Annotated in this window: 21 protein-coding genes; 8 read left to right on the top strand and 13 right to left on the bottom strand. The window is 47.7% G+C overall.

Going from position 1 to position 22,350, the window contains the following annotated elements:
- Positions 1 to 110: 110 nt before the first annotated feature.
- The 11 genes from IEX98_RS06055 to IEX98_RS06005 all read right to left on the bottom strand — a co-directional run bounded on the left by IEX98_RS06055 (position 111) and on the right by IEX98_RS06005 (position 12,573).
- Positions 111 to 1,229, bottom strand: a complete 1,119-nt coding sequence (locus IEX98_RS06055) for a PIN domain-containing protein (RefSeq protein WP_188888055.1) — start codon at positions 1,227 to 1,229, stop codon at positions 111 to 113.
- Positions 1,230 to 1,259: 30 nt separating this feature from the next.
- Entirely contained in the window at positions 1,260 to 2,255 is a 996-nt protein-coding gene (locus IEX98_RS06050; RefSeq protein ID WP_188888054.1) for an NADP-dependent oxidoreductase, read from the bottom strand.
- Between the two features lie 409 nt (positions 2,256 to 2,664).
- On the bottom strand, positions 2,665 to 5,064 hold the full coding sequence (locus IEX98_RS06045) for a glycoside hydrolase family 9 protein (RefSeq protein WP_188888053.1): 2,400 nt from the start codon (positions 5,062 to 5,064) through the stop codon (positions 2,665 to 2,667).
- A 22-nt stretch (positions 5,065 to 5,086) separates the two neighbouring features.
- Entirely contained in the window at positions 5,087 to 6,043 is a 957-nt protein-coding gene (locus IEX98_RS06040; RefSeq protein ID WP_188888052.1) for an ROK family protein, read from the bottom strand.
- Between the two features lie 26 nt (positions 6,044 to 6,069).
- Positions 6,070 to 6,480 (bottom strand): VOC family protein, encoded by a 411-nt coding sequence (locus IEX98_RS06035; protein ID WP_188888051.1) that lies wholly within the window; start codon positions 6,478 to 6,480, stop codon positions 6,070 to 6,072.
- A gap of 4 nt (positions 6,481 to 6,484) precedes the next feature.
- Entirely contained in the window at positions 6,485 to 7,465 is a 981-nt protein-coding gene (locus IEX98_RS06030) for a zinc-binding dehydrogenase (RefSeq protein WP_188888050.1), read from the bottom strand.
- A gap of 52 nt (positions 7,466 to 7,517) precedes the next feature.
- Positions 7,518 to 8,333 (bottom strand): sugar phosphate isomerase/epimerase family protein, encoded by an 816-nt coding sequence (locus IEX98_RS06025; protein WP_188888049.1) that lies wholly within the window; start codon positions 8,331 to 8,333, stop codon positions 7,518 to 7,520.
- Positions 8,334 to 8,358: 25 nt separating this feature from the next.
- Complete coding sequence (locus IEX98_RS06020; RefSeq protein ID WP_188888048.1) at positions 8,359 to 9,000, bottom strand: ThuA domain-containing protein; 642 nt, start codon at positions 8,998 to 9,000, stop codon at positions 8,359 to 8,361.
- 70 nt (positions 9,001 to 9,070) lie between these two features.
- The gene (locus IEX98_RS06015; protein ID WP_188888047.1) at positions 9,071 to 10,624 is read right to left on the bottom strand and encodes an extracellular solute-binding protein; all 1,554 of its coding nucleotides are present in this window, start codon (positions 10,622 to 10,624) and stop codon (positions 9,071 to 9,073) included.
- 109 nt (positions 10,625 to 10,733) lie between these two features.
- On the bottom strand, positions 10,734 to 11,618 hold the full coding sequence (locus tag IEX98_RS06010; RefSeq protein WP_042166710.1) for a carbohydrate ABC transporter permease: 885 nt from the start codon (positions 11,616 to 11,618) through the stop codon (positions 10,734 to 10,736).
- 19 nt (positions 11,619 to 11,637) lie between these two features.
- Positions 11,638 to 12,573: an ABC transporter permease gene (locus IEX98_RS06005; protein ID WP_188888046.1), complete on the bottom strand. Its 936-nt coding sequence runs from the start codon at positions 12,571 to 12,573 to the stop codon at positions 11,638 to 11,640.
- 673 nt (positions 12,574 to 13,246) lie between these two features.
- On the opposite strand from IEX98_RS06005, the gene IEX98_RS06000 reads away from it, so the two are divergent.
- The 4 genes from IEX98_RS06000 (at position 13,247) to IEX98_RS05985 (ending at position 16,626) form a co-directional block, all read left to right on the top strand.
- Positions 13,247 to 14,329 carry a LacI family DNA-binding transcriptional regulator gene (locus tag IEX98_RS06000; protein ID WP_188888045.1) on the top strand — a complete coding sequence of 361 codons (1,083 nt, stop codon included), beginning with the start codon at positions 13,247 to 13,249 and terminating at the stop codon, positions 14,327 to 14,329.
- 48 nt (positions 14,330 to 14,377) lie between these two features.
- Positions 14,378 to 15,148: a ThuA domain-containing protein gene (locus tag IEX98_RS05995; protein ID WP_188888044.1), complete on the top strand. Its 771-nt coding sequence runs from the start codon at positions 14,378 to 14,380 to the stop codon at positions 15,146 to 15,148.
- Between the two features lie 21 nt (positions 15,149 to 15,169).
- Positions 15,170 to 15,595 carry a VOC family protein gene (locus IEX98_RS05990; protein WP_188888043.1) on the top strand — a complete coding sequence of 142 codons (426 nt, stop codon included), beginning with the start codon at positions 15,170 to 15,172 and terminating at the stop codon, positions 15,593 to 15,595.
- A 170-nt stretch (positions 15,596 to 15,765) separates the two neighbouring features.
- Positions 15,766 to 16,626, top strand: coding sequence for a nucleotidyltransferase domain-containing protein (locus tag IEX98_RS05985; RefSeq protein WP_188888042.1), 861 nt, complete (start codon positions 15,766 to 15,768; stop codon positions 16,624 to 16,626).
- Here the strand turns inward: IEX98_RS05985 and IEX98_RS05980 are convergent.
- On the bottom strand, positions 16,619 to 17,224 hold the full coding sequence (locus IEX98_RS05980; protein ID WP_188888041.1) for a LysE/ArgO family amino acid transporter: 606 nt from the start codon (positions 17,222 to 17,224) through the stop codon (positions 16,619 to 16,621). The genes IEX98_RS05985 and IEX98_RS05980 overlap by 8 nt on opposite strands.
- A 101-nt stretch (positions 17,225 to 17,325) precedes the next feature.
- Between IEX98_RS05980 and IEX98_RS05975 the strand changes: the two genes are divergently transcribed.
- Complete coding sequence (locus IEX98_RS05975) at positions 17,326 to 18,762, top strand: aminotransferase-like domain-containing protein (RefSeq protein ID WP_188888040.1); 1,437 nt, start codon at positions 17,326 to 17,328, stop codon at positions 18,760 to 18,762.
- A gap of 29 nt (positions 18,763 to 18,791) precedes the next feature.
- Here IEX98_RS05975 and IEX98_RS05970 read toward each other — a convergent pair whose 3' ends face one another.
- Positions 18,792 to 19,349 carry a glutathione peroxidase gene (locus IEX98_RS05970; protein WP_188888039.1) on the bottom strand — a complete coding sequence of 186 codons (558 nt, stop codon included), beginning with the start codon at positions 19,347 to 19,349 and terminating at the stop codon, positions 18,792 to 18,794.
- Between the two features lie 462 nt (positions 19,350 to 19,811).
- On the opposite strand from IEX98_RS05970, the gene IEX98_RS05965 reads away from it, so the two are divergent.
- From IEX98_RS05965 to cydS, 3 genes are read left to right on the top strand one after another with little or no spacing between them, the layout of a single operon-like run.
- On the top strand, positions 19,812 to 21,155 hold the full coding sequence (locus IEX98_RS05965; protein ID WP_188888038.1) for a cytochrome ubiquinol oxidase subunit I: 1,344 nt from the start codon (positions 19,812 to 19,814) through the stop codon (positions 21,153 to 21,155).
- 5 nt (positions 21,156 to 21,160) lie between these two features.
- Complete coding sequence (locus IEX98_RS05960; RefSeq protein ID WP_188888037.1) at positions 21,161 to 22,180, top strand: cytochrome d ubiquinol oxidase subunit II; 1,020 nt, start codon at positions 21,161 to 21,163, stop codon at positions 22,178 to 22,180.
- Between the two features lie 22 nt (positions 22,181 to 22,202).
- Positions 22,203 to 22,307 (top strand): cytochrome bd oxidase small subunit CydS, encoded by a 105-nt coding sequence (gene cydS, locus IEX98_RS29505; protein WP_374705324.1) that lies wholly within the window; start codon positions 22,203 to 22,205, stop codon positions 22,305 to 22,307.
- Positions 22,308 to 22,350 lie beyond the last annotated feature (43 nt).

The raw sequence follows: 22,350 nt of genomic DNA, 5'->3' as shown, positions 1-22,350 counted from the left end.
CGTTGAAATCCGGCCACATGGCATCCGTGAACCGCGAAGCCCCCTTAGCACTTAGCACTAAGAGCACTTCGCGGACAAATTGATTGATCATCCCCCGTCAATTCTTCCTATCACTCCAAAACCTTACTATCATAGACAGATATAAATCCCTTTTCCATGTCGTAAAACCAATCAATCTTAAAATCTTCTTCTTTATTGACCAAATGCTGAGTTGAAGCTGTCACATTCAGTTTCACTTTCAAACTGTGTTCATTCTCTAACCACAGATCATCACTAAAAGTGATTCCCTTCTCTTCTAAAACTTGATTTACTTTTCCCCTTAGCTGATTTAACAGATTTAAAGTGAAACCACCAAGTTGGAGCTCAATAGACAGCTCAAATTTAAAGCTTCCTTCAATGAAAAATATATTATCAGTTTCTGAGATTTCGAGTTTTTCCACTTTTATTAAATTAATCTTGTCATAAGTAATATCACTCAAAATGCTATCCGTCAGCAGCTCCCACTGAGCAACTTCGCTATTTCTAATATAATTAAGCAGCTTAGTTGAATATAGCTGGCCGTCGAATTTCAAATCAGAGCCTTCTCGCTGAAATGTAATCTTATCGATATGCTCGTCAAACACTTCATTGATGTTTGAAAATACTTCAATTTCTTCGCATGCATAATCCTTATGCAGAGAATTCTTGCCTTTCGTTTCGACAAAGTCTTTCAAATTATTAGTAACAAAGATGACTTTTTGAATGTTCCGATTCGAGATCCATTGCTTAATGGCTTCAATGATTAAATAATCTTTGTACCCTTTTTCCTTGCAGCTCTCGTCTTTAAAAGGAAATTTCCGATCATAAATCCTATGTATTATGCTTTCATGGGCAACACTCGGGTAATCAATAATTTCAATGTTATGATTAGCTATAAATTCATGCATATTTTGTTGATACAATTGATGCCTTGCATTCGCGTCTAATCTAAGTCCCTCCTCGATGGTTTGAATAGACTTTTTCCTATCCTTGTTATAATAGAGGTTCCGGGATTTCTTATAGGCTGAAATAACTTCATTAATTTCTCTGTTGCTATTAATTTTGAAATTACCAAAGCATTCATCGAGTGTAATTTGGGTTATCGCAATCTTTAAGCCCATAAGATCCATAAACCAAACTAATTTTTTCAACTGCTCATTATTCAGCTCCAAATCCTGCAATAAAATATTCGAGTCTAATATTACGTACACAACCCGCACTCCTATTCCATTTACATTGCCTTACTTCACGCTCACTACAACTTTCCCTTTAGCTCGGCCAGTCTCCAAATAGGCAAACGCCTTTGCCGTATCCTGAAAATCAAAGATTTTATCGATGACAGGTTTGATTTGATTAGCTTCAATCAACTGTTTAATAGAGGACAGATCCAACCCGCTCGGCTTCATATAATGGTAGTCATAATCGACATTATTTTTTGCCGCTAATGCAGTCATCCTTCTGCCAACGATGGAAAATAGCGCTGTTTTCAGAGGACCTAGCCCCGCTTCTCTCGCAAAATTGCCGCCAGGCAGCCCTGCAATCGAGACTAGCTTGCCATGAGGCTTTAATACGGTAAAAGATTTCTTCAAGACGTCTCCGCCTAACGTGTCATACACCGCATCATAGTCTTGAATGATATTTTCAAACGGTTGCTGTTTATAATTAATAATAAGATCAGCGCCCAGTCGCTTTACCAAATCATAGCCATTCTCGCTAGTTGTCGTGGCCACATAAGCCCCCATTGCTTTCGCCAATTGAATCGCAAACGTACCGATGCCGCCCGCTCCCGCGTGAATCAGTATTTTTTGATCCTTTTGGAGCGCCATGACTCCTGTAAAAGCTTGAAAGGTCGTCAGCCCAATCAACGGAATCGAAGCCGCTTCTTCAAAGCTTACATTCTGAGGCTTCAACGAAATATCGTCCTCATGAACCGAAATATATTCCGCCAACGTTCCGATCCGGCTTCCGCGAGGTCTGCCGTATACTTCATCGCCAACGCTGAATTTACTAACTTTAGATCCTATTGCAGTAACAATACCAGCCAAATCATGTCCCAGTATTAATGGAAAATCATATTTTTGTATCAGTCTCAGCAGTCCATCTCTCAGCTTGTAATCAATCGGATTTAAGCTTGCTGCATAGATTTCAACACGAACGTCATGCTCGCCAAGCTCAGGCAGCTGTAATTCTGCGAAACGTAGCGGCCTTTTATATGCATCGATAACTATAGCTTTCATGACTAACAGATCTCCTCCCTGTTAACTTTAATTTATTTTGTCGGCAGAATCACTGCTTCCTCCCATTTTTTATCCTTTTTGTGACTTTTAGTTTATCTCATTATATCGTTTATAATTTCATCCATCTTCCTCAAAAGATAATAACACTTTCTTGAAGGTTCTGATTAGGTTACTATCGCTGGATGCTTCTCTGAAGGAATGTTCGAGCATAAATAGGCTTATGCCGGAGCTGATAGCCATTTCAAAAAAACAAAAATAAAAGCCATTGAATTTCAAAAGGATTAAGCCGCCAAACTTGCTTCCCTTTTGAAATCAATGGCATTTTCTATTAGAAGGTTCGGTGCATTTGTTCCCGCACTCGAGCACATCTGGGTATAGATTCGCTAAGTCAGTCGCGTTATGGTGCTGCTCAAGCCTCGTTCCGCTTGTCATAAGCATACAAGTCGGAGAGCAGTGACAGCCATTTGCCCGCAAGACCAACCCATACTTCCTTGTAGGTGGCATTGTTCATTTGCGGCCAGTACGGAATATCCTCGTTCTCGAAGGTTTGTACGCCTACCGGAATTTCGCCTACGATTTCTCCGCTAAGCACGCTGTACTGCTGGGCGAAGTTATAGCCCTCGCCGTACATCAGCGATTGACCGAACGGATTCTTGCCTACTACCCACTGCAGCTGACTTTCCGCAATCGAGATCAGCTCCCGATCCTCAAGCAGCATGCCCGCCAATGACGCGGCCTTGCCCGTAGACAGAACGATCGCTGTATTTCCCTTGAACGAGAACCAGACCGGAAACCGCTTCAAGTAATAGTCGTCGTTCAGAGGGACGCCCCGCTTCAATTGCTCCGTATACCACGCTTTCGCTTCTTCTCCGACCAGCAAATGCTGGAGCGCGAAGCTTTCGCTGTCTTCGTTCTCGTCCACGCGGTAAATGCCGCTTGAAAGCATAGGATACGGCGCGGTAAAGGCGGTCAGAAACTTGACATATTCCCCGTAGCTTCGTACGGATTCCACCCAGCCGTCGCGCTTGGCATGCCCGGGCTGCGTCTTCAGAATTTCGTCGAAAGCCTGCAAATATAGATGCTCTCTAGCCTGGTGATTGAAATGCTGAACAACCTTCTTCTCCGGCGTCCGGTAGAAGAAGCCGGCTACGGTCTGGCCGTCGTCGGTTCGAATGCCGGCAAGCTCTTGCGAATCAATTACATAGTCCAAATATTCGACAGCCTTGCCAGCATAGGAAGCTTCGCCCGTCAGCCGGTATTGGAGCGATGCCGACCAGGAAGCCGTGGCCATGAACAAGCTTTCCGAGCTCATGTAGGTATGCTCCCAGAAGATTGGCTTCGGCGCGAAGCCTTTAAGCTCGAATTGCTCCACCGCATAGTTAAAGTCTTGGACCGCACAGGCCGTTAATTTATCCCGAAGCTGGTCCCCATCCTCCATGAACAAAGCAATCTGCGCTTCGATGCCGGAGAGGATGAAGTTTTCATACGGGTTGTTGTGTACGCGGGCCGTCATATCGTCCATATTGCCCATGATGCCGTCTGACCAGATTCGGATCCCTGCGCTTGTAGCCCGGTAGCCGTCGCCGAAACGGGTTTTCAGAATGAAGTCCACTCCCCATTCTCCCTCTTCGACAAGACGAAGGTACAGCGGATAGTTGCTCTCCTTCACCTGATGGGCAATCTCGTAGAGGGCGCTTGCCACCTCTGCCGTTTGCACCAACTGCTGGGATACATCGCCCGCGTCGTGCCATCCGCCGTTGAAAATGATCGTGCCGCCGTTATGCCGGGCAAGAATATCGTCATGGCAGCTGCCGTGAATGCCGTGTACCGGACAGCCGCAGCGCTCGCAATAGATAAAATTGATCGATTTCCAGATCGAATCTTCCCATCGGTCCGCCGCTCCGCCAATCTCGAAAGGTTTTGTCAGCAGCTCCCCCACCCGGACAATATACTTCCCTTTCTCCTTACATGCGGAAAAGTCCACGACGGAGAAGCTGCCGATAGAGGTGCTTATATGTTTAACTGGACCGGTGAACTTCACCTCTCCCGTCTCGAGCTCGATAACGGTGAAAGCCGAAGTCTGCTGCTCCGCCAAAATCATCGTTTTAGGTTGGTCCACGCTGTAGCCGTTGTGAGAAAAAATGATATCCTTACTTCTCGGCTGCCATCCTTTCGAAATATTCGGGTAGGCAACTCTTTCCAGATAAACGTTGCGAATGAGATATTTCATCGTATCGCCGCTCGCACGGTCTTTGCCGTACATATCGTAGCCAAACTCAAGCTCGGTAATCCCGTCCCGGGGCAGGTCTGGAATTTCCATCGAGCATGCATTCCACTGACGATTTTTCAAATTGATCACATTGGACCCTTCCCGATTATAAATATCAGGGATTTTGATCGTACCGTCATTTTTAATTTTGACTCTAACATGCGGGTTGGACATCCCGCTGCAGTCCGGGAAAATTTCGAAGGAAATCCGGTTGAACCTCTCCCAGTTTTCATGCTCGAACGTCCGATAGATGCCTACATGCCCGTAAGTACTGTAATCTCCGTCACTGGGCGAACCCTCCGGCCATGTATCCATGACAAACGGGGAAGTCAGCTGCAACAGCCCGCCTTCAAGCACGCTTGACGCCCCAAGTCCGCGATGCGTCCAGGAATCGCCCCCCGCAGCCCCATCGAGAATGACTATCCTGTCCAGCACTTCCTTCTTCAAGCTGTCTGCTTCCAATGACGCGCTCTCATCCACCTTGAGCGGTCTGTGAATCAGATTAGACCGTTCAAGCTCACGTGCTATTTTCGTTGCCATGATTTCGTTATCCCTCCCCCTGTTAAGCTTGCTGCATGGTCATCGATCGTATAGCGAGCCTTGAGGCACCCTTCAATCCGATAAAGGCCTCGTCGATCGTTGATTTCTTCACGCCGTTAATAACGAAACGCATCGTCTTCGCCTGCAGCCGGGACTGCAGCTTATCCACAAACCAGCTCCCGCTAACAACGCCGCCGCCAAGCACGACAGTGTCCGGATCGGAGAAGCGGACCATATTCATAATCGTATCTGCTACAGCCTGCAGAGCGGTATCCACAACCTCTATGCAGAGCCGATCGCCTTGATCGTAGCCTGCAAAAATCTCTGCAACGTCTACCCGGCCTTCGCTGGGGATGACAATGATCGAATCGGTATAAGACGGCTTCATCGCAACGATCCGATTGTGCATCCCGAGACCGGAAGCGAGCGGCTCCACGCAGCCCTTTCTTCCGCATACGCATTGAACATCGCTATTATTATCTACGACATGATGCCCAACCTCGCCTGCATTGAAATGCCCGCCAATAATCGGCTTGCCGTTTACTACGCTACGCGCAGCAATCCCCGTGCCGATATTCATATAAATAAAATTGTCCGAATAGGTGCCGCAGCCCCATTCCTGCTCCGCAAGCGTTGCGCAGTAGACATCGTTGCCGATTGTGCACGGCAATGCGAATCGCTCGCCGATTCTCCGAGCGAGCTCCATCGGCCGGCTTCTGGAAGGATCGATTTCAAACCAGATACCCTCGCTTGTATTGACCCGTCCTACTACACCGATACCGATTGCCGCAGCTTCGCGTTGCAGCCCCACTTCCTTGATGTAATCTTCGAGGGCTGCCGTTAACGTCTCAAACACTTGTTCTTGCGATACAACCTCTGATTCATAAACCTTGCTTCCGAGCACTTCGCCGCCTAGCGAAACTTCTCCGATCAAGATTTTGGTTCCTCCCAAATCAATAGCCAGTACAGACTTCTCCATGGTGTTTCCTCCTGCGAACGCCTGTATTAAGCGTCATCCTGAATGAACTCGACGAGCTCGCCGCCGGGCGCGCGAACATAGGAGAAGCTCAAGCTGACGATTTCTCCCGAACGGGTTGGAATATTGCTATGGCGCGGAACGCCAAGAGGCGTTGCTCCCGCCGCCACAGCCCGACGTACCGATTCCTCTATATCCGCTGTGCGCACTGCCAGATGCTCCCACATCCCATCGACGAATTCCCTTTTCGTTTCGTAGATTTCCAGAAAGTCCCCGTCACCCAGATCCACCAGCACCGCATGATCCTCTTCTCCGTCCTTGCCCCATTCCACAACAAAGCGCGCGCCAAGTCCTTCCATATAAAACTTGACTGTACTTTCTATATCCTTCGTCTTTAAGCAAACATGATGGATACCCTGCTTTTTAGTTGTCGTATACATCGTCTCAGCTCCAATCAAAAATAACGCAGGGTTTCGTCAATGTACCGTCGGCGATTCCCGCATACACTTCTCCACATGCGCTTGGCGCATAAATGTCATAAATGTTCTCAACCTGAATCAGCCCATCGCGAATCCATTCCATGGCTTTCCTGATGCTGCCGCTATTGCTGTTGGGATGAAACTCCGAAGAATGTCGCGGAAGGGACCATTCCCAGCCCGAATTAACCTGTACGTATCCGTAGAAAATGCTCCGCAGCAAATCATGCGCAAACTTGTCCGTCGAACGGAACCATGGCACGCCGACCAAATACAGCTCACCGCCCTTGCGCAGGTTGTCAAGCAAGGAATACACTGCTTCCTCCCTGCCTGAGCAGTCTATCGCTAAACCGGCGGTTCCTTTCAATACGGGCACTTCTTCCGGCGAGGCATGGACATGCCGCAATCCGCAAGAGCGGGCTGTTTCCCTGCGGCCCTCGTTCGGATCGAAGGCATAAACCTCATAGCCGCAATGCTGCATGACTTGAGCGCACATAAGGCCCACGATGCCAAGTCCCGTTACCATAACCGATTCCGTAGGACGGATTCTGGAATGAATCATGGAAGTCATCGAGACGGCCGGGAATCGGCCGATCACGGCATGCTCCGGCTTCATTCCCTCCGGCACGGGAATATAATCATTGAATTTGACCCGGCTGTACGCCTGATGCGGGGACAACGCAAGAACGCGTTCGCCCGCTTTCACATTCGTAATCGCGTTCCCGACCTCAAGCACCTCGAGAATAGCGGCATAGCCGGTCTCCACCGGATACTTCATTCCCCCGGTATAGTCCTTATAAGCGCCCATCTCCGAGCCGTTCGAAACGAGCGATACGATCGTTCTTCCTATAATTTCATCATCAGCAAGCGGCGACGGATCCCAATCGCACTGCACAAGCGACGCTTGCTGCTTGCCCGTGAATCTGATCGCTTGATTTGTCTGTATCACCGTAACCTCTCCCACTGGCTTGTTAGCCTCTAAATGTCACATCTATACTCTGCTAAATTCCTCTGTCTTGAGCCGCCTGAAGCCGGCTCAGCTGCTCCATCATTCCGGCATAACACCGTTCCGTGCCATCGAACTGAGGATACTCAGTCTCCGATTCATGCTCTACGATCAGCCACTCGGTTCCCGAGCGGACGCATGCCTCAAGAATAGCCGGCCAGTCGTTGTCATCCGTAGCGCTGCCGATGAAGGTCTCGTGACCAAGCTTGCCGGAGAACGGCTTGCAATGCACAAGCTCTACTCTGCCCGGATGATCTGCAATAACCTGAGCCGGATCGGCCTCCGCTTCGATGCAATTGCCCGTATCCAGCTCTAGAATGACGCCGGAATCGGTATGTTCGCTAAGAATCGACCACGGTGTCAACTCTCCGAAATGTGTATCGAATTCATGCGCATGGGTATGGTAGCCGATGCTGAAATTCCGCTCTTCTGCCAGCTTCGCAAGTTCGTTGATGCGGGCTGCGTACTGTACCCACACCTCCGCGCAATCCTCGCTCTGCTTATGTCCGATTTCCCAAGGCCCGCCCAAGGCCGGGATAATAATACGGGTCGTTCCCGCGCGGGCATGATAATCCAGCGTTGCTTCAATCGTATCCGCCTGCAGCAATTTCCATTCCGTATGCCAGCCACAGTTGAATAGTCCGATTTCCTCCAGCAAAGCTTTAATCTTCTCCGGTTCATGACTGAACGGGCCGTAAAATTCCACCCCATCATAGCCGATAGCCTTGACTCTGCGCAGCGTCGACTCCAGGTCTCTCTGAAACTCCTTGTATACCGAATACAATCCTAATGCAACCGATATCGAACCCACCGACACATCGCTCCCTTGTTATATTCTAGCTCTGCCGAACAGCCCAATCCGCGCCGTTCTTCATGAGCTGAATCATTTGAGGATGACCCAGCGCTTCCGGATTATGCCCCGGAGTCAGCGCCACAACTTTGCCTGACCCAACCCCATGTGCCCATCCCCCTGCTGCCGTCACATGCTGGGAAGTACTGAACAGAATCACATCGGTTCTTGTTGTGTCCACTTGACAGTAGTAGTGCTCGTCAAGAACGGTAAACGGCTCGATGCCCTCAATAATCGGGTGTTTGAAGCTAGTCACCGGATTATTCGTCACCTCTACGTGATAAGGAGAATGCTCGACGAAGCGGCCGGAATTCAGCTCCACATAGAACGGGCTGTCTGGCTCGATTAGCACAAGCCCTGCATGGATGAACATCATGCCCATGCCGCTGCGCACCTTCTGGACAATCTGAAGCTGCTCTTCCGGGCTCAGATTCTCCTCGCCTTCGGGTCTTCCGTTCGTAAAGAACAGGGTTAAATCTGCCGCTTCCTCGGTCTCGATCAAATCTCTCGCCCGATCCGTGAGGACAACCTCCCACCGCTCCGCATCGAACACCTTCTCCATAACCGGATCGATGACTTCCTTCGGATGGTTAATATCATCGCGAATAATGTATACTTTGCTCTTCATAACACTTCGCTCCTCGCCATCTTTTATAATTCCGTCCCTTCCCTTGCGGGAGGGACGGGACGTTAATTTTTTACTTTTTGGATGCAAGCCAAGCTTTGACTTGTTTTTCCACTTCCGTTCTAACCTTATCGAGACCTGCAGCTTTGGCTTTTTCCACATATTTGTCGTATGCCTTATCCACATCACTGAGAAGGCCTGCCTCCAGCGGAATTCCGAATTGGCTATTTACATCATTGAGCGCAGTATACTCCGTTTCGATGCTGCTCTTGTCTAAGACAAAGCCTTCGAAAATGTCTGGAACCACTTTATTATTGATCTTCTCCATCATCGTGTCATAATGCTCCCAAGCATCGCTCTTGCGCTTCTTGAAGTTTGCGTTGCCGAACATTCCGCTAGGGAAATAGTTGAAGGATGCGCCGTCCGCAATTTTAGACGTATCGATCATGCCGTCGGAAGTCAGGCTATAGTTAACGCCTTCCGTACCGTAAGTAATGAGATCCCAGAGCTCTTCATGCTGCTGGATATAATCCAGTACCATCAGCGCTCTTTCCGGATTCTTGGCATTCGTCGAAACAGCCGCCATATTGCTGGTCGTGGAACCATGAAGAACGGAGTCCGGATTTGCTTCGAAATACATAAAGTAATTCAATTCCCAGCCTTCTGCGCTATGTTCATTTTTCACCTGCGTCGCATGGTTGTTATACCCAGGCAGCTGTTCGTTGAAGGATGCCGCCGCTACGCCGTTAAGCACCTGCGATACGCCCCAGTTCGTGCTGGTAAGAACGCTGGAGGACCAGAAGCCGCGGTCGGCCCAATCCTTCATTTTGTACATGTATTCTTTGAATTCAGGTGTCTCGATAACGCTGCGCACTTCACCATTTCTCGGGTCATAAACAAAGTTGTACAGTCTGTCGTGAATTTCGTCGATGCCGATATAAGGCGTGGTGTAGATCCAGGAAGTCCCGTATACCTGACTCTGATAGTCATCGCTTGGGATGATATCCGGCTCCTTGTCCTTAATGCCTTGCAGATACGTCTCGATATCATCCATGGACTTGATTTCAGGCAGATTATGCTTCTTTCTTAAATCCTCTCTGTATACGAAGGCTGGTGCCGTTACGCCCGTTTCCAAACCGGGAACGCCGTAGATCTTTCCGTTAACGGTTGCCGCATCCCACGTCGTCTTCGGAACCTTGCTCCAGAGGTAAGGCGCGTACTTCGGCAGCAGATCGTCAAGCGGCATAAATGCATTCTTGGCAGCATAGCTTTGATAATCCAACCAGCCGGGAGCCGCCTGCATCAGGTCATATGGTTCTCCGGAAGCAATAGCCAAGGCATAGTTGTTTTTGTAGTCGTTGCCTGCCGCGTAAGTGAACTCGATCGTCGTATTAAGTTCCTTTTTTAATACGGTATTAAGCTTTTCCCAGTACTGCTTCGAGAGATCCGTGTTATTGGGCGCATCTGAAATCGCATACATTTTGAGCTTCACGTAATCCAGATCGCCTGTATAACCCGAGTTCGCCTTGCCCTCCGCCGGCGCCTTTTCACTGCTGCATGCCACGGTGCCGAAGATCATTGCCGCTCCCACTAACCCCACTGTCAGCTTCTTCATTATCTTTCTCATCTTACACTTTCCTCCTCTTTTAAATAGGAATCGTTCCTGCTTTTCGACCCTTTCCCCAATTTACAAAAAGTAGACCTATATAGTAACTTTCATTACTACCGCTGTGTACTTATCCTTTTACCGCACCGATGGAAATCCCTTGAACAAAGTACTTCTGCAGGAAAGGATATAAGAAAATGATGGGTCCCGTCGCCACGATTGCGTTCGCCAGCTTCTGCGTCTCGGTTGGCAAAATTTTACCGGTAAAGTTCTCCGCACCAACTGAAGCGATCTTGGAGGCGGCATTCAGAATGTTGTATAACCGGTATTGCAATGGCCACAAATCGGCTTTCGTAACATAAAGGGAAGCCAGGTACCAATCATTCCAGTAGGAAAGCGCCAGAAACAAAGCAATGGTGGCCAGGATCGGCTTAGACATCGGCACGACAATCTGCAACAGCGTACGAAACTCCCCGGCTCCTTCTATCCTGGCCGATTCCACGAGGGCTTCCGGAATAGTTTTCATAAAATTACGAATAAGCAAGATATAAAACGAGCTGCAGATGGCCGGAATGATCAACGCCCAGATGCTATCCTTTAATCCCAGCTTGGTAACCACGATATACCAGGGTACCAGGCCGCCGGAAAAAAGAGTTGTAAAGTAAATCATGAAAGAGACCACATTGCGATATTTCAATTCACTTCTGGAAATGGCGTAACCGCAGAGGGTCATGACCATCAGGCCGATCCCGGTTCCCGCCACGGTTACAAAAAGACTCACGCCATAAGCTTTGGCAATTTGCGCAGGGAACAGGAAAATACTGCGGTAGCCATCCAGCGAAAATCCCCTAGGCACAATGGAGTAACCGCTTTTCAGAATCTGCGCGCTGTCTGAAAAAGAACCGGAAATCACCAGAATAAAGGGCAGTGCACAAATGATGGACACGATTGAAAGAACGATATAGAAAAATATTTTTAATCCTCTTTCGCTGGCAGATAGCCTATGTGTATTCATGGTTTTCGACTCTCCTTTTCTAGAATAAGGCGTTTTCCGGACTCACTTTACGTATGATCCTGTTAACGGTGATCACAAGGACAAAGCCAAATACGGATTGGTAAACACCAGCTGCCGTAGAAGTACCCAGATTGAAATTGACCGTCATCGCACGGTAAATGTAAGTATCCAGAACATCCGTTGCATAGAACAGCTGCCCGTTTCTCTGAATCAGGTTATAGAACAGTTCGAACTGCCCTCTCATGATACCGCCCAGGCTGAACAGCACCAGCATAATGAATGTCGGCTTTAACATCGGCAGTGTGATGTACCTGATCTCCTTGAACAGGTTGCAACCATCGATTTTGGCCGCTTCATAAACTTCCCGGTCAAAGCCCGTGATCGCAGCGAGATAGACAACCATCCCGAACCCCGTACTTTTCCACAAGAAGAAAAGCGTAATGATAATCGGCCAGATCCATTCGATCATATACACGCTGACCCCATTCCCGCCCATAGCCTTCAACAGCGAGTTGAGTACACCGTAGTTGCTGTTGAAAATGTTATAAGCAATCGTACCTACGATAACGTAGGAAACAAAGTGCGGCAGCAGCATAATGGATTGCGATGTTCTCTTAAAGAGCCTTCCGACAATCGTTGTAAGCATGATCGCAAATATACACTGCATGAGATTTCCCAGAAGAATGAACACCAGATTGTAAAGAATCGTGTTCTTGGTCAAGTAAACGATCGGTGCATCCCATCCGCCTGAAACGAAATACTGAAAGTTTTTCAGTCCTACGAACGGACTGTGAAGAATCCCCTTGCCGAAGTCATAATCGATGAATGCATAGTACACACCCATCATGGGGATATAGCTGAAAATCACGAAAAAGATCAATGCCGGAAGCGTCATTGCATATAAAGTCTTGTGTTTGTACAACTCGTTGAATACACCACGCGTTACAGCACGCATCGCATCTACTCCCTTTACTCTTGGTATCGATACCAAAACCTTATTTTTAAGGGTATTTCATTTCCAAATTGACCTAACGACAGTTTGTAAGCGATACCAATATGATTCAAAAAAAATAATCAACCTCATTCCATCATTATCGGTACGAATATCACCTAGTTCAAGTCATTTTGGTACCGGTACCAAAATGAAAGAAAAAAATATAAGCAGCCTCTCCGTTTAACCTTTTTGGAATTTCAACCCCTAACTTGAACTATAAATTATACAATTCCTTTTTGTCAAACATTAAATTTACTTCGACACCCCCAATTGGCACCGCTTCCAAAACCGAATAAAAAATAAAGTACCTGCCCGTTTATCCGTTTTGGCACTTCCACTTCCTACCATGAACTATAAATTAAACAATTCATTCTTGTCAACCTCAATTCCAACGATTTATTTTTACATTTTCTGTGCAGATCTGTCATTTTGGTATCGGTACCAAAATTATGTGAACTTCGTTGACTTTTAATTTTCACCATAATACAATTAAGAAAATTGAGATATTTCCTGTTTATACCTGTATTTACTGTTCTTTAAGCTTATGTTCACATCTTGCACAATCTTGGTACCGGTTTCAATAACATATGCTGGCGATTCTGTATAGATGTTATAGAAGAGAGGATTTTTTTCTATGCCAGATGATCGGAAAAAGCTTACGATTTATCAAATCGCGGAGTTAAGCGGAGTGTCCGTTTCGACCATATCCCGCGTTATCAACAACAGCCCTTACGTTTCCGCAAGGACCAAGGCGCGCGTGACGGATATCATTAATAAACACAACTTCTCACCAAGCTCCTTGGCCCGTGCCATGACGAGCAACCATACGAAGACACTCGGAGTCATCGTATCGGATATTACGAATCCTTACTTCAGCGAGCTGTATTTGGAGATCCAGCGCTACGCGGTAGATTTAGGGTATTCCATCATTCTATGCAACACCTTTTACGGTGGGTCCAACCATGGCGTTTCCGATGCCATACCGGAAAATACCTATTTCCAGATGATACTGGATAAGCAGGTAGACGGTGTGCTGATTTTGGGTGGCGAGATCGACCGGGATCACATTTCGGATGCCTATAAAGAAGCCTTAAATCGTATGGGCAAGCAAATTCCGGTCGTCATTCTGGGAGAATCCGTTCCGGATTGCAATTGTATCTTCCTGAACCGAAATTTAAGCGGCGGCATACCTGCTCTGATTCATCATCTGCTGGCGCTGGGCCGCCGCAAGATCGGTTTTGTCGGAGGCGAGGAAGGGATTCGCACAACCACGGCCAGGCTGACCGCCTATACGCAGACGCTGAAGAATCTGGGAATCTCCTTTGACTCTTCCCTAATCTCTTTAAGCAATTATTATGCACCGGACGGCTATCGAGCGATGGCCAAGCTGCTGGAACAACCGGAAACGACCCCCACCGCCATAATATGCATGAACGATGCGGTAGCGCAGGGGGCCATCCGGGCGATAAATGACAAAGGACTGAGTGTTCCGAAAGATATTTCCGTTGCCAGCTGCGATCAGTTTCCCTCCGGCGAATATACCAGCCCCCGCCTGACAACGCTGGACCAGCAGAACAGCTACCTGGGGCGCATGTCCATCATGACCTTGATAAACGCGATTAATAATGATTCGGAAGGGATCAGCATTTCTCATCAGCCCCGTTTAATCATCCGTGAATCTTGCGGTGCCCATCTCGGTATTCAATTCCAACAATAGCAGCCAGGCCATCGACCCGAACGAAAAGCGCAAGGGGGAGCTTCCTATATGGAACGAAAAATTCAGGTGACCATCTTTAACGAGCACAACCAGGACCGCCACGAGCCCGTAAAATCAGTCTATCCCGATGGCATTCATGCCGCTATCGCCCAGGCTTTTCATGGCTATGATGATTTTGAAGTGACGATTGCCACCCAGAATATGCCTTCCCATGGGCTTTCCGAAGACATTCTGGCGGCTACCGATGTCCTTATCTGGTGGAGCCACATCGATAACGCTGCCTTTGATGATACGATCGCTAACCGTATTTGCTATCATGTCGTCAACCGCGGAATGGGCTTTATCGCCCTTCATTCCGCCATCTTTTCGAAGCCTTGGCAAAGAATGCTCGGCATCTATTATGATGCCGGTCTTTGGGGACGCTTTCGTACCATGCCCAAGGGGGAAAAAGAACGCGTCTGGGTCACCAATCCCGGCCATCCCATCGCCTATGGCATTAACGATTGCATCGAAATTCCCGCGGATGAAATGTACGGCGAGCCTCAGCTGATTCCCGAACCGGATCAGACCGTCTTTATTGCCTGGTGGGAGGGCGGCGATGTCTGCCGCAGCGGCAACGTGTATTACCGTGGAAGAGGAAAACTGTTCCAGTTTACTCCGGGACATGAAACGTTTCCGATTCTGTACCAGAAGGAAATCCATCAGGTGCTGCGCAATGCCGCAAAATGGATGGCTCCGAGTCCCGATATGACGATTCCGACATCGGCCGACGGTTACCTCCCCCGCGATGCCCGCGAAAATCTGGACCACAGACGATAAGAAAGGCAGGGTGTTAAGCCGATGTATGTAAAACGAAAACAAAAAGGGATTCATCACGTTTGTCTGCGCGTACCTGATTTACATGTTACCGCAAACTTTTACAGAAACGCCTTTGATGCCGAGCTGGTTGCGGAATGGGGCGCGGAAGGGAAAGAAGATCACGCCTTTATTCTGGATCTGGGTACTGGTGATTACTTAGAAATATTCGGAACTTCCGAACCATTTGCCACTGGTAAGTGGCAGCATGTCGCGATTTGGACCGACAACATCGAAGCCGCTTTCGAAAGAGCGATCGCATGCGGAGCCACAGTCGCCTCCATGCCTGCTATCTCCCACATTCCTACCCGTTCCGGCCAGGTTGTTCATATGAAATACGGTTTTCTGAATGCGCCTGGAGGAGAAACCGTCGAACTGATCCAAGATGTAGATGCGGATGCCCATATGTAAGCAAGAATAGTGATGAGATATATGAAAAAAGCGACGCCTTTGTCGCTTTTTTCATTTTGCCATCGAATACCGACAGCCCTTTCTTAAGCTTAGAGCTGTTTTACAATCTAAACAAAGTGCTGGATGCTGCGTGCGTTTCTACTAGTAAGCCAGAACGGAGTGATAAAAAAATGGATGTGCCCGCTACAATTTCTAAAATCATTAATGAGCTAAAGCAAATCGATGGTGTAAGTGCTCTCGTTTTAGGCGGCTCCAGAGCCCGGGGGACTGAAAATCCCAACTCCGATATTGATATCGGAATTTATTATAATACCAGCAACGGCTTAGACATTGCCCGGCTTAATGAAATCGCCTCTAGCTTGGATGACAATCGCCGAGAACATTTAGTGACCGAAATCGGCGGCTGGGGTCCATGGATTAATGGCGGCGGCTGGTTACAAGTGGATCAAACGCCGGTCGATTTCTTGTATCGTGACCTTACAAAGGTGTCGCAAGTAATGAACCAATGTCTCGCAGGGGATATTACAATCGACTATCAGCCCGGGCATCCCCATGGCTTTATCAACTCCATCTATTTAGCCGAAATAGCGTTGTGCAAGGTGTTGTGGGACCCCTCAGGTCTTATTGGAGAAATGAAGTCCAGAACCCGTCCATATCCTGCTGTTTTGAAAAAAGAGACGATTCAAAAATTTCTATGGGAAGCCGCCTTCTCCCTTGATATCGGGAAAAAAGGGATCTATAAAAAAGACTTATCTTACATTGCTGGATGTATCTTCAGGTCAGTCTCCTGCTTGAATCAGGTTTTGTTTGCACTTAACGAAACGTACGGGATGAATGAAAAAGGTGCTGTTGCTATTGCCGATTCATTTAGCATGGCTCCAAGCAGCTACTCCAATCGAATAAATCACATATTGACTTTAGTTACTGAGGATCAAGCCGTATTGGAGAAAGCTTTCGAGCTGTTGCATGAACTGATTCATGAAACAGACGAGCTAGTTAGAAATAGCAGCTGCCACTTTCCAACTATTTGAACAAACTTATCAGCAAATAGACAGCCGTTCCCCAAATAAACAAGGCGGAGCATTTATTAATCATAATAAATATTCGGTTCGAAATTCTCATCTTCTTCATCGTTGAACCGGCTGTCGCCAAGCCGAAAAACCAAATCCAAGATGCCGACACACAAGCAAAGGTGAACAGTAATTGTTCATGTCCGCTATATTTCACAGCACTTGTGCCAATGACGCCAATCGTATCTAACAGGGCATGAGGGTTTAACAGCGAGACCGAAAGCGCAAAAACGATCTGTTTTTTCAGTGGCATCGCTTCTGCCCTATCCATATTCGCAGCCCCCGAGAACCAAATCACTTTGCCCATGTATCCAAGAAATAGGATTCCTCCCGCCAACAATACAAATCTCAGCCACTCAAACTGTAGAACAATCAACGACAGTCCCAGAATGGCCAGCACGATGAGCACCGTATCGCAAATAGCCGCTGTGATCATCGCCGGCAAAGCCCTTAATAGGCTGGGCTGCGTAACGCCCTGCGTAAAGACAAATACATTCTGTGCCCCCAACGGCAAAATAAGTCCAAAAGCCAGCATAATTCCATGTAGTACCGCTTCCATCGTTCCACTCCTTTCTTCTCTATCTTACCTGTGCTATAAATAGAGAAAAGGTCCAATTGGATGGCTGATTTTCCACCCAATTTTCCGAATAAGGAGTCCACATGAACTGGCAACCAAATCGCTCGTTACCTCTTAGTTTATCCAAACAAATCGTGCAGTGGATGACGGAACAAATTGAAAGCGGCGAGTGGCCCATCGGCACCAAGCTCCCGCCGCAGCGCAAGCTTGCCCTGTCATTTGGTGTGAATCGCAGTACGCTGCAAGAAGCCATAGACGAACTGAAGGCTAATGGACTTTTGTCCTCCAAGACTGGCTCCGCTACGTATGTCTCCAATGATTCATGGAATGTTCTAGTGAAGCAGAAGCAGACCAATTGGCAGCAATATATTGAGGCGAGTATTCATAAATCCAACTTCCAAACGATTCAGCTCATTAATGAATTTGAGCAGGATGATTCCGTCATCCGATTAGGCACAGGCGAGCTAAACCCCTTGTTATTGCCATCAGCGGCGATCCATGCTTCGCTCAGCGGGCTCGATTTGGACGGCAAAACAATCGGCTACTCTTCCCCGCAAGGAAGCTTGTCTCTGCGGCAAGCAATTTGCAGTTATGTGCAAAAACGAGGCATCGTAACCTCTCCTGAGAACATTTGCATCGTCTCCGGCGCTCTTCAAGCGCTTCAACTAATTTCAGTAGGATTGCTTGAAACCGGCTCTTTCGTGCTGCAAGACCGCTTTTCTTATTTGAATTCAATCCACACGTTTCAATCCTTTGGGATGCATCTATATGGCCTATCCGAGCATCAATATACGTTAGACATGATCCAGCGAATTCGTCGAAATCGGCAAGCGATTCTCTATACGATACCGACACTCCACAATCCAACCGGAAACTGCATGACGATCCAACAGAAAAAGGAATTGTACGCCCTTTGCGAATCGGCGCAGCTGCCGATCATTGAGGATGATGTTTATTGTGAATTGCTGTTCGACGAGGAGCCAACGCCTGCAATGAAAGCTTTTGACCAAACAGGCGGGGTACTCTATATCGGCAGTGTATCCAAAACGTTAAGTCCTGGACTTCGAATTGGCTGGGTCATTGCATCCACCCCCGTCATTCAACGATTGGCTGATATAAAAATGCAGATGGATTACGGCTCAAGCGCGATCTCTCAGCAAATCGTCGAGCATTGGCTGCGAACCGGTTTATATGAAAGGCATATCGAGCAGTTGAAAATAGAACTCCAGCGCCGTGCAGAGCTGATGGACAGCTTATTACAGCAGCATTTTCAAGCCATCGCTTCTTGGGAAAAGCCGAAAGGCGGCTTTTATATCTGGATAAAGTTTCACGAGCCGATTGTAACTACCGACTTATTCATGCAACTGCTGAAGAATAAGGTGCTCATTAATCCCGGCTACATCTATGCTGCCAATGATGCTCATCATATCCGGCTGTCATTCGCCTATGGCTCCGATGCCGAGCTTGAACAGGGCATAGAAATCCTCTATCAGCAAATCCAAACAAATAAGCATCGTTAGCTTAGCTGCTAACGATGCTTATTTGTTCATCATCCGGGCAGTAACAGAAGAGCCTCAATATCTTGCGCTATGCTTAACGGTTCGGTCGTAGGCTCGTATCTGCCATAAACATGACCGTTCCGATCGATCAAAAATTTCGAGAAATTCCACTTGATCCCGTCACCCGCATAAATGTCCGGATACTTTTCCTGAAGGAAATTCTGCATCCATTGACTGTTCGCGATTTGCGGATCAAAACCACGAAACGGCGCTTTCTGCGTCAAGTGTTGAAATAAAGGATGAGCACCTGCTCCCCTAACCTCAATCTTCTCAAATAACGGAAACTTCATGCCGAAGCTGCTCTGACAGTATTCAAGCACCTCCGAGTTGCTTCCTGGCTCTTTCTCGTTGAATTGATTACAAGGAAAAGCGAGAATTTCTAACCCCTGATCCTTGTACGTTTCGTAGAGCTGTTGAAGATCAGCAAATTGGCTGGAATAACTGCATCTGCTTGCCGTGTTGACAATAAGGAGAACTTGTCCGCGATAAAATGATAATTCAACGGGCTTGCCGTCCATTGTAATCACTTGAAAATCATAAATAGACATCCAATCATTCCCTCCTCGTTGTTATTTAAATCAATCATATAGCGGCAAAACATTATTGGTCTAATATATAGTTCAGATAAACTTTATAGGTAAAACAAATAGATGAGCAGATCTCCACCCCAAGATGTGATTCGTTCGTCACGTTAGGGGTGGATTTTTATGTTCACATTTTCAAATATAAATTCAATAATTCGTGACATTTATAGCCCTATCGAGTTATTTCACTTCGGCTTTGCAAGGCGCATACTTAATCCAGATCACCATTGTGAAATACATCACATAGTAGGAAGGCGAGGAAATTGATGAAATCAGAGAAGAATCCCGTCCAGCAAGAGAAGAAATTGATTGTGCTATGCGCCGTAGTCGCCCTGCTTATGCTGTTATCCATTGCTCGCAAAATTTTTAGTTAGCTTAGCCCCAGTAAACATCACGTACAAACTAATTTTATGAAGGAGCAATTTTATGCTGCTAAATGGTTATGATCCCGTCGTCTACAGCCGAATGTTAACCTCATTAACGCTCGGTTTTCATATTATTTATGCCACCATTGGTGTCGGTGTTCCACTTATGATCGCGTTGGCCGAATGGATTGGCATTAGGCGGAATGACCCGCACTATCTGCTGCTTGCACGCCGCTGGGCTCGCGGCTTTGTCATTACCGTTGCCGTTGGCGTGGTGACCGGTACAGCAATCGGCCTGCAGCTCAGTTTATTATGGCCAAGCTTTATGCGAGTTGCGGGACAGTCCATTTCACTGCCGCTGTTTCTGGAGACGTTCGCTTTCTTTTTCGAGGCGATTTTTCTCGGCATTTATCTCTACACCTGGGATCGCTTCAAAAATCGCATGACCCACTTCTTGCTGCTCATCCCGGTTGTAATCGGCTCATCCGCCTCCGCGTTTTTCATTACGATCGTCAACGCCTTTATGAATTATCCCGTTGGCTTTAAGCTGACGGATGGACTCATTTCCGAGGTAAATCCGATAGCCGCCATGTTGAGCCCGGCGATGCCGACCAAGGTCGCTCATGTGCTTTCTTCCGCTTACTTGACCTGCGCTTTTGTACTCGCGGCATTAACTGCCTGGAAGCTGCTCAAAGGGAAAGACCATATCTATTACAAAAAAGCGCTAAAGCTTACGATGGTCAGCGCGTTCATATTTATGATTTCCACCGCGCTGATCGGCGATCTCTCGGGCAAATATTTGGCTAAGTATCAGCCGGAGAAGCTGGCGGCTGCCGAATGGCACTTCGATACGGCGGCTAAAGCACCGCTCGTTCTCGGCGGGGTGCTGACTGACAACAATGAGATTAAATATGGGCTGGAAATTCCCTACGGGCTTAGCATTTTGGCCCATAGCAACCCTTTTGCCGTCGTCAAGGGACTGAATGATTTCCCAGAGGACGAACGGCCGCCGCTGTGGATTCATTATTTATTCGATATTAAGATGGGCTACGTCGCTTTCATGGTAGCCGTCTCGCTCCTATTCGTCATTGAGATGGTTCGAAAAAGAGGCAATGTCTATCGCCGATGGCTGCTTTTCGCCGTAGTCGCTGCCGCACCAATCGCAATGCTTACGATCGAGCATGGCTGGATTTTCTCCGAGGTCGGCAGACAGCCTTGGATTTTGCGGGGCCTGATGCGCACGACAGAAGGCGCTACAACCTCCGAGCATGTCGACTTAATGCTATGGCTGTTCACGCTGCTGTATGTCGGATTAGGCATTTCGTCGGTCCGGGTGCTGCTGAAAATGTTCAAAAACAATCATGCGGAGGATGAATTGGCCGCACTCGGGAAGGAGGCCAGCTAACGCTTATGAGCTATGAAGTGGTAGGCATAACCGTATTGTGGACGTTTCTGTTCGGCTATCTCATCGTCGCCTCGATTGATTTCGGAGCCGGATTTTTCAGCTACTACAGCTCCATCACCGAAACTAGGCATGTCATCCATGCCATTATCAATCGTTATTTGTCACCGGTATGGGAAGTGACGAATGTGTTTCTGGTCTTCTTTTTCGTCGGGTTTATCGGCTTCTTTCCGGATACGGCCTACTACTACGGGACAGCGCTGCTCATCCCCGGCAGCATTGCCATTGTTCTGTTAGCCGTGCGCGGAGCTTATTATGCTTTCAATCATTACGGCTCCCGCAGCCGGAAAATCTATACCCTGATGTATGGCGCGAGCGGTCTGCTCATCCCCGCAGCTCTATCCACGGTATTGACCATATCGGAAGGCGGATATATCCAGGTCGGCGAGGACGGCAAAGTAGTGTTTTTAGCCAAGGAGCTGTTCACCAGCAGTTATTCTTGGGCGGTCGTACTGCTCGCATTGGTTAGCGTCTTGTACATTTCCGCGATGTTTCTGAGCTTCTATGCTCATAAAGCCGGGGATATCCCCGCTTTCCAGGTCGTCCGGAAATATGCGCTGGCTTGGAGCCTGCCAACGATTATCAGCAGTCTTCTCGTCTTTTTCGCCATTCACAACCACAATCGGGAGCATTTCAACAACATGCTGGACCGGTCCTGGATGTTCGCCCTATCCTTCGTCTTTTTCCTCATTGCGGTTTACTTCGTATGGAAAAAGAAACGGCTGGGCCTATCGTTTATTTGTGTCATTTTACAATTTGCGTTCGCCTTCTACGGCTATGGCTCTGCCCATCTGCCTTACATTCTTTATCCGTACTTGACGATACACGATAATTTCACCAGCCCGTCCATGGCGATTGCACTCATTGTCGCCTTCATACTCGGCTTGCTGCTGCTCATTCCATCGTTGTATCTATTAATGAAGCTGTTCCTGTTCAACACGCCATACATCAAAGGAAACACGAAATAATTCAGAAAGCTGGTGATGGACAATGGAATTTGTACTCATTATGGTCGCTCCGCTTCTAATCGTGGCTCTGGCTGTTGCTGCTTTATTTGTATGGGGTGCTAAGGGGCAAGTGTTGCCTAAAAAATGACCATTAGCTTCAGCTCAACAAAAACATAAATGGAGGTACTTTT

Origin of the sequence: Paenibacillus radicis (ex Gao et al. 2016) (assembly GCF_014641555.1) — a bacterium.
GTDB lineage: Bacteria > Bacillota > Bacilli > Paenibacillales > Paenibacillaceae > Pristimantibacillus > Pristimantibacillus radicis.
Note: the sequence above shows the minus strand (reverse complement) of the source record. Positions and strands in the feature narration are given on the sequence as shown.

Coding starts and splice junctions, on each gene's coding strand:
- IEX98_RS06050 (WP_188888054.1), bottom strand. CDS start 2,255: ATGAAAGCTATAGTTATCGATGCATATAAAAGGCCGCTACGTTTCGCA.
- IEX98_RS06045 (WP_188888053.1), bottom strand. CDS start 5,064: ATGGCAACGAAAATAGCACGTGAGCTTGAACGGTCTAATCTGATTCAC.
- IEX98_RS06040 (WP_188888052.1), bottom strand. CDS start 6,043: ATGGAGAAGTCTGTACTGGCTATTGATTTGGGAGGAACCAAAATCTTG.
- IEX98_RS06035 (WP_188888051.1), bottom strand. CDS start 6,480: ATGTATACGACAACTAAAAAGCAGGGTATCCATCATGTTTGCTTAAAG.
- IEX98_RS06020 (WP_188888048.1), bottom strand. CDS start 9,000: ATGAAGAGCAAAGTATACATTATTCGCGATGATATTAACCATCCGAAG.
- IEX98_RS06015 (WP_188888047.1), bottom strand. CDS start 10,624: ATGAGAAAGATAATGAAGAAGCTGACAGTGGGGTTAGTGGGAGCGGCA.
- IEX98_RS06010 (WP_042166710.1), bottom strand. CDS start 11,618: ATGAATACACATAGGCTATCTGCCAGCGAAAGAGGATTAAAAATATTT.
- IEX98_RS06005 (WP_188888046.1), bottom strand. CDS start 12,573: ATGCGTGCTGTAACGCGTGGTGTATTCAACGAGTTGTACAAACACAAG.
- IEX98_RS06000 (WP_188888045.1), top strand. CDS start 13,247: ATGCCAGATGATCGGAAAAAGCTTACGATTTATCAAATCGCGGAGTTA.
- IEX98_RS05995 (WP_188888044.1), top strand. CDS start 14,378: ATGGAACGAAAAATTCAGGTGACCATCTTTAACGAGCACAACCAGGAC.
- IEX98_RS05990 (WP_188888043.1), top strand. CDS start 15,170: ATGTATGTAAAACGAAAACAAAAAGGGATTCATCACGTTTGTCTGCGC.
- IEX98_RS05985 (WP_188888042.1), top strand. CDS start 15,766: ATGGATGTGCCCGCTACAATTTCTAAAATCATTAATGAGCTAAAGCAA.
- IEX98_RS05980 (WP_188888041.1), bottom strand. CDS start 17,224: ATGGAAGCGGTACTACATGGAATTATGCTGGCTTTTGGACTTATTTTG.
- IEX98_RS05975 (WP_188888040.1), top strand. CDS start 17,326: ATGAACTGGCAACCAAATCGCTCGTTACCTCTTAGTTTATCCAAACAA.
- IEX98_RS05970 (WP_188888039.1), bottom strand. CDS start 19,349: ATGTCTATTTATGATTTTCAAGTGATTACAATGGACGGCAAGCCCGTT.
- IEX98_RS05965 (WP_188888038.1), top strand. CDS start 19,812: ATGCTGCTAAATGGTTATGATCCCGTCGTCTACAGCCGAATGTTAACC.
- IEX98_RS05960 (WP_188888037.1), top strand. CDS start 21,161: ATGAGCTATGAAGTGGTAGGCATAACCGTATTGTGGACGTTTCTGTTC.
- cydS (WP_374705324.1), top strand. CDS start 22,203: ATGGAATTTGTACTCATTATGGTCGCTCCGCTTCTAATCGTGGCTCTG.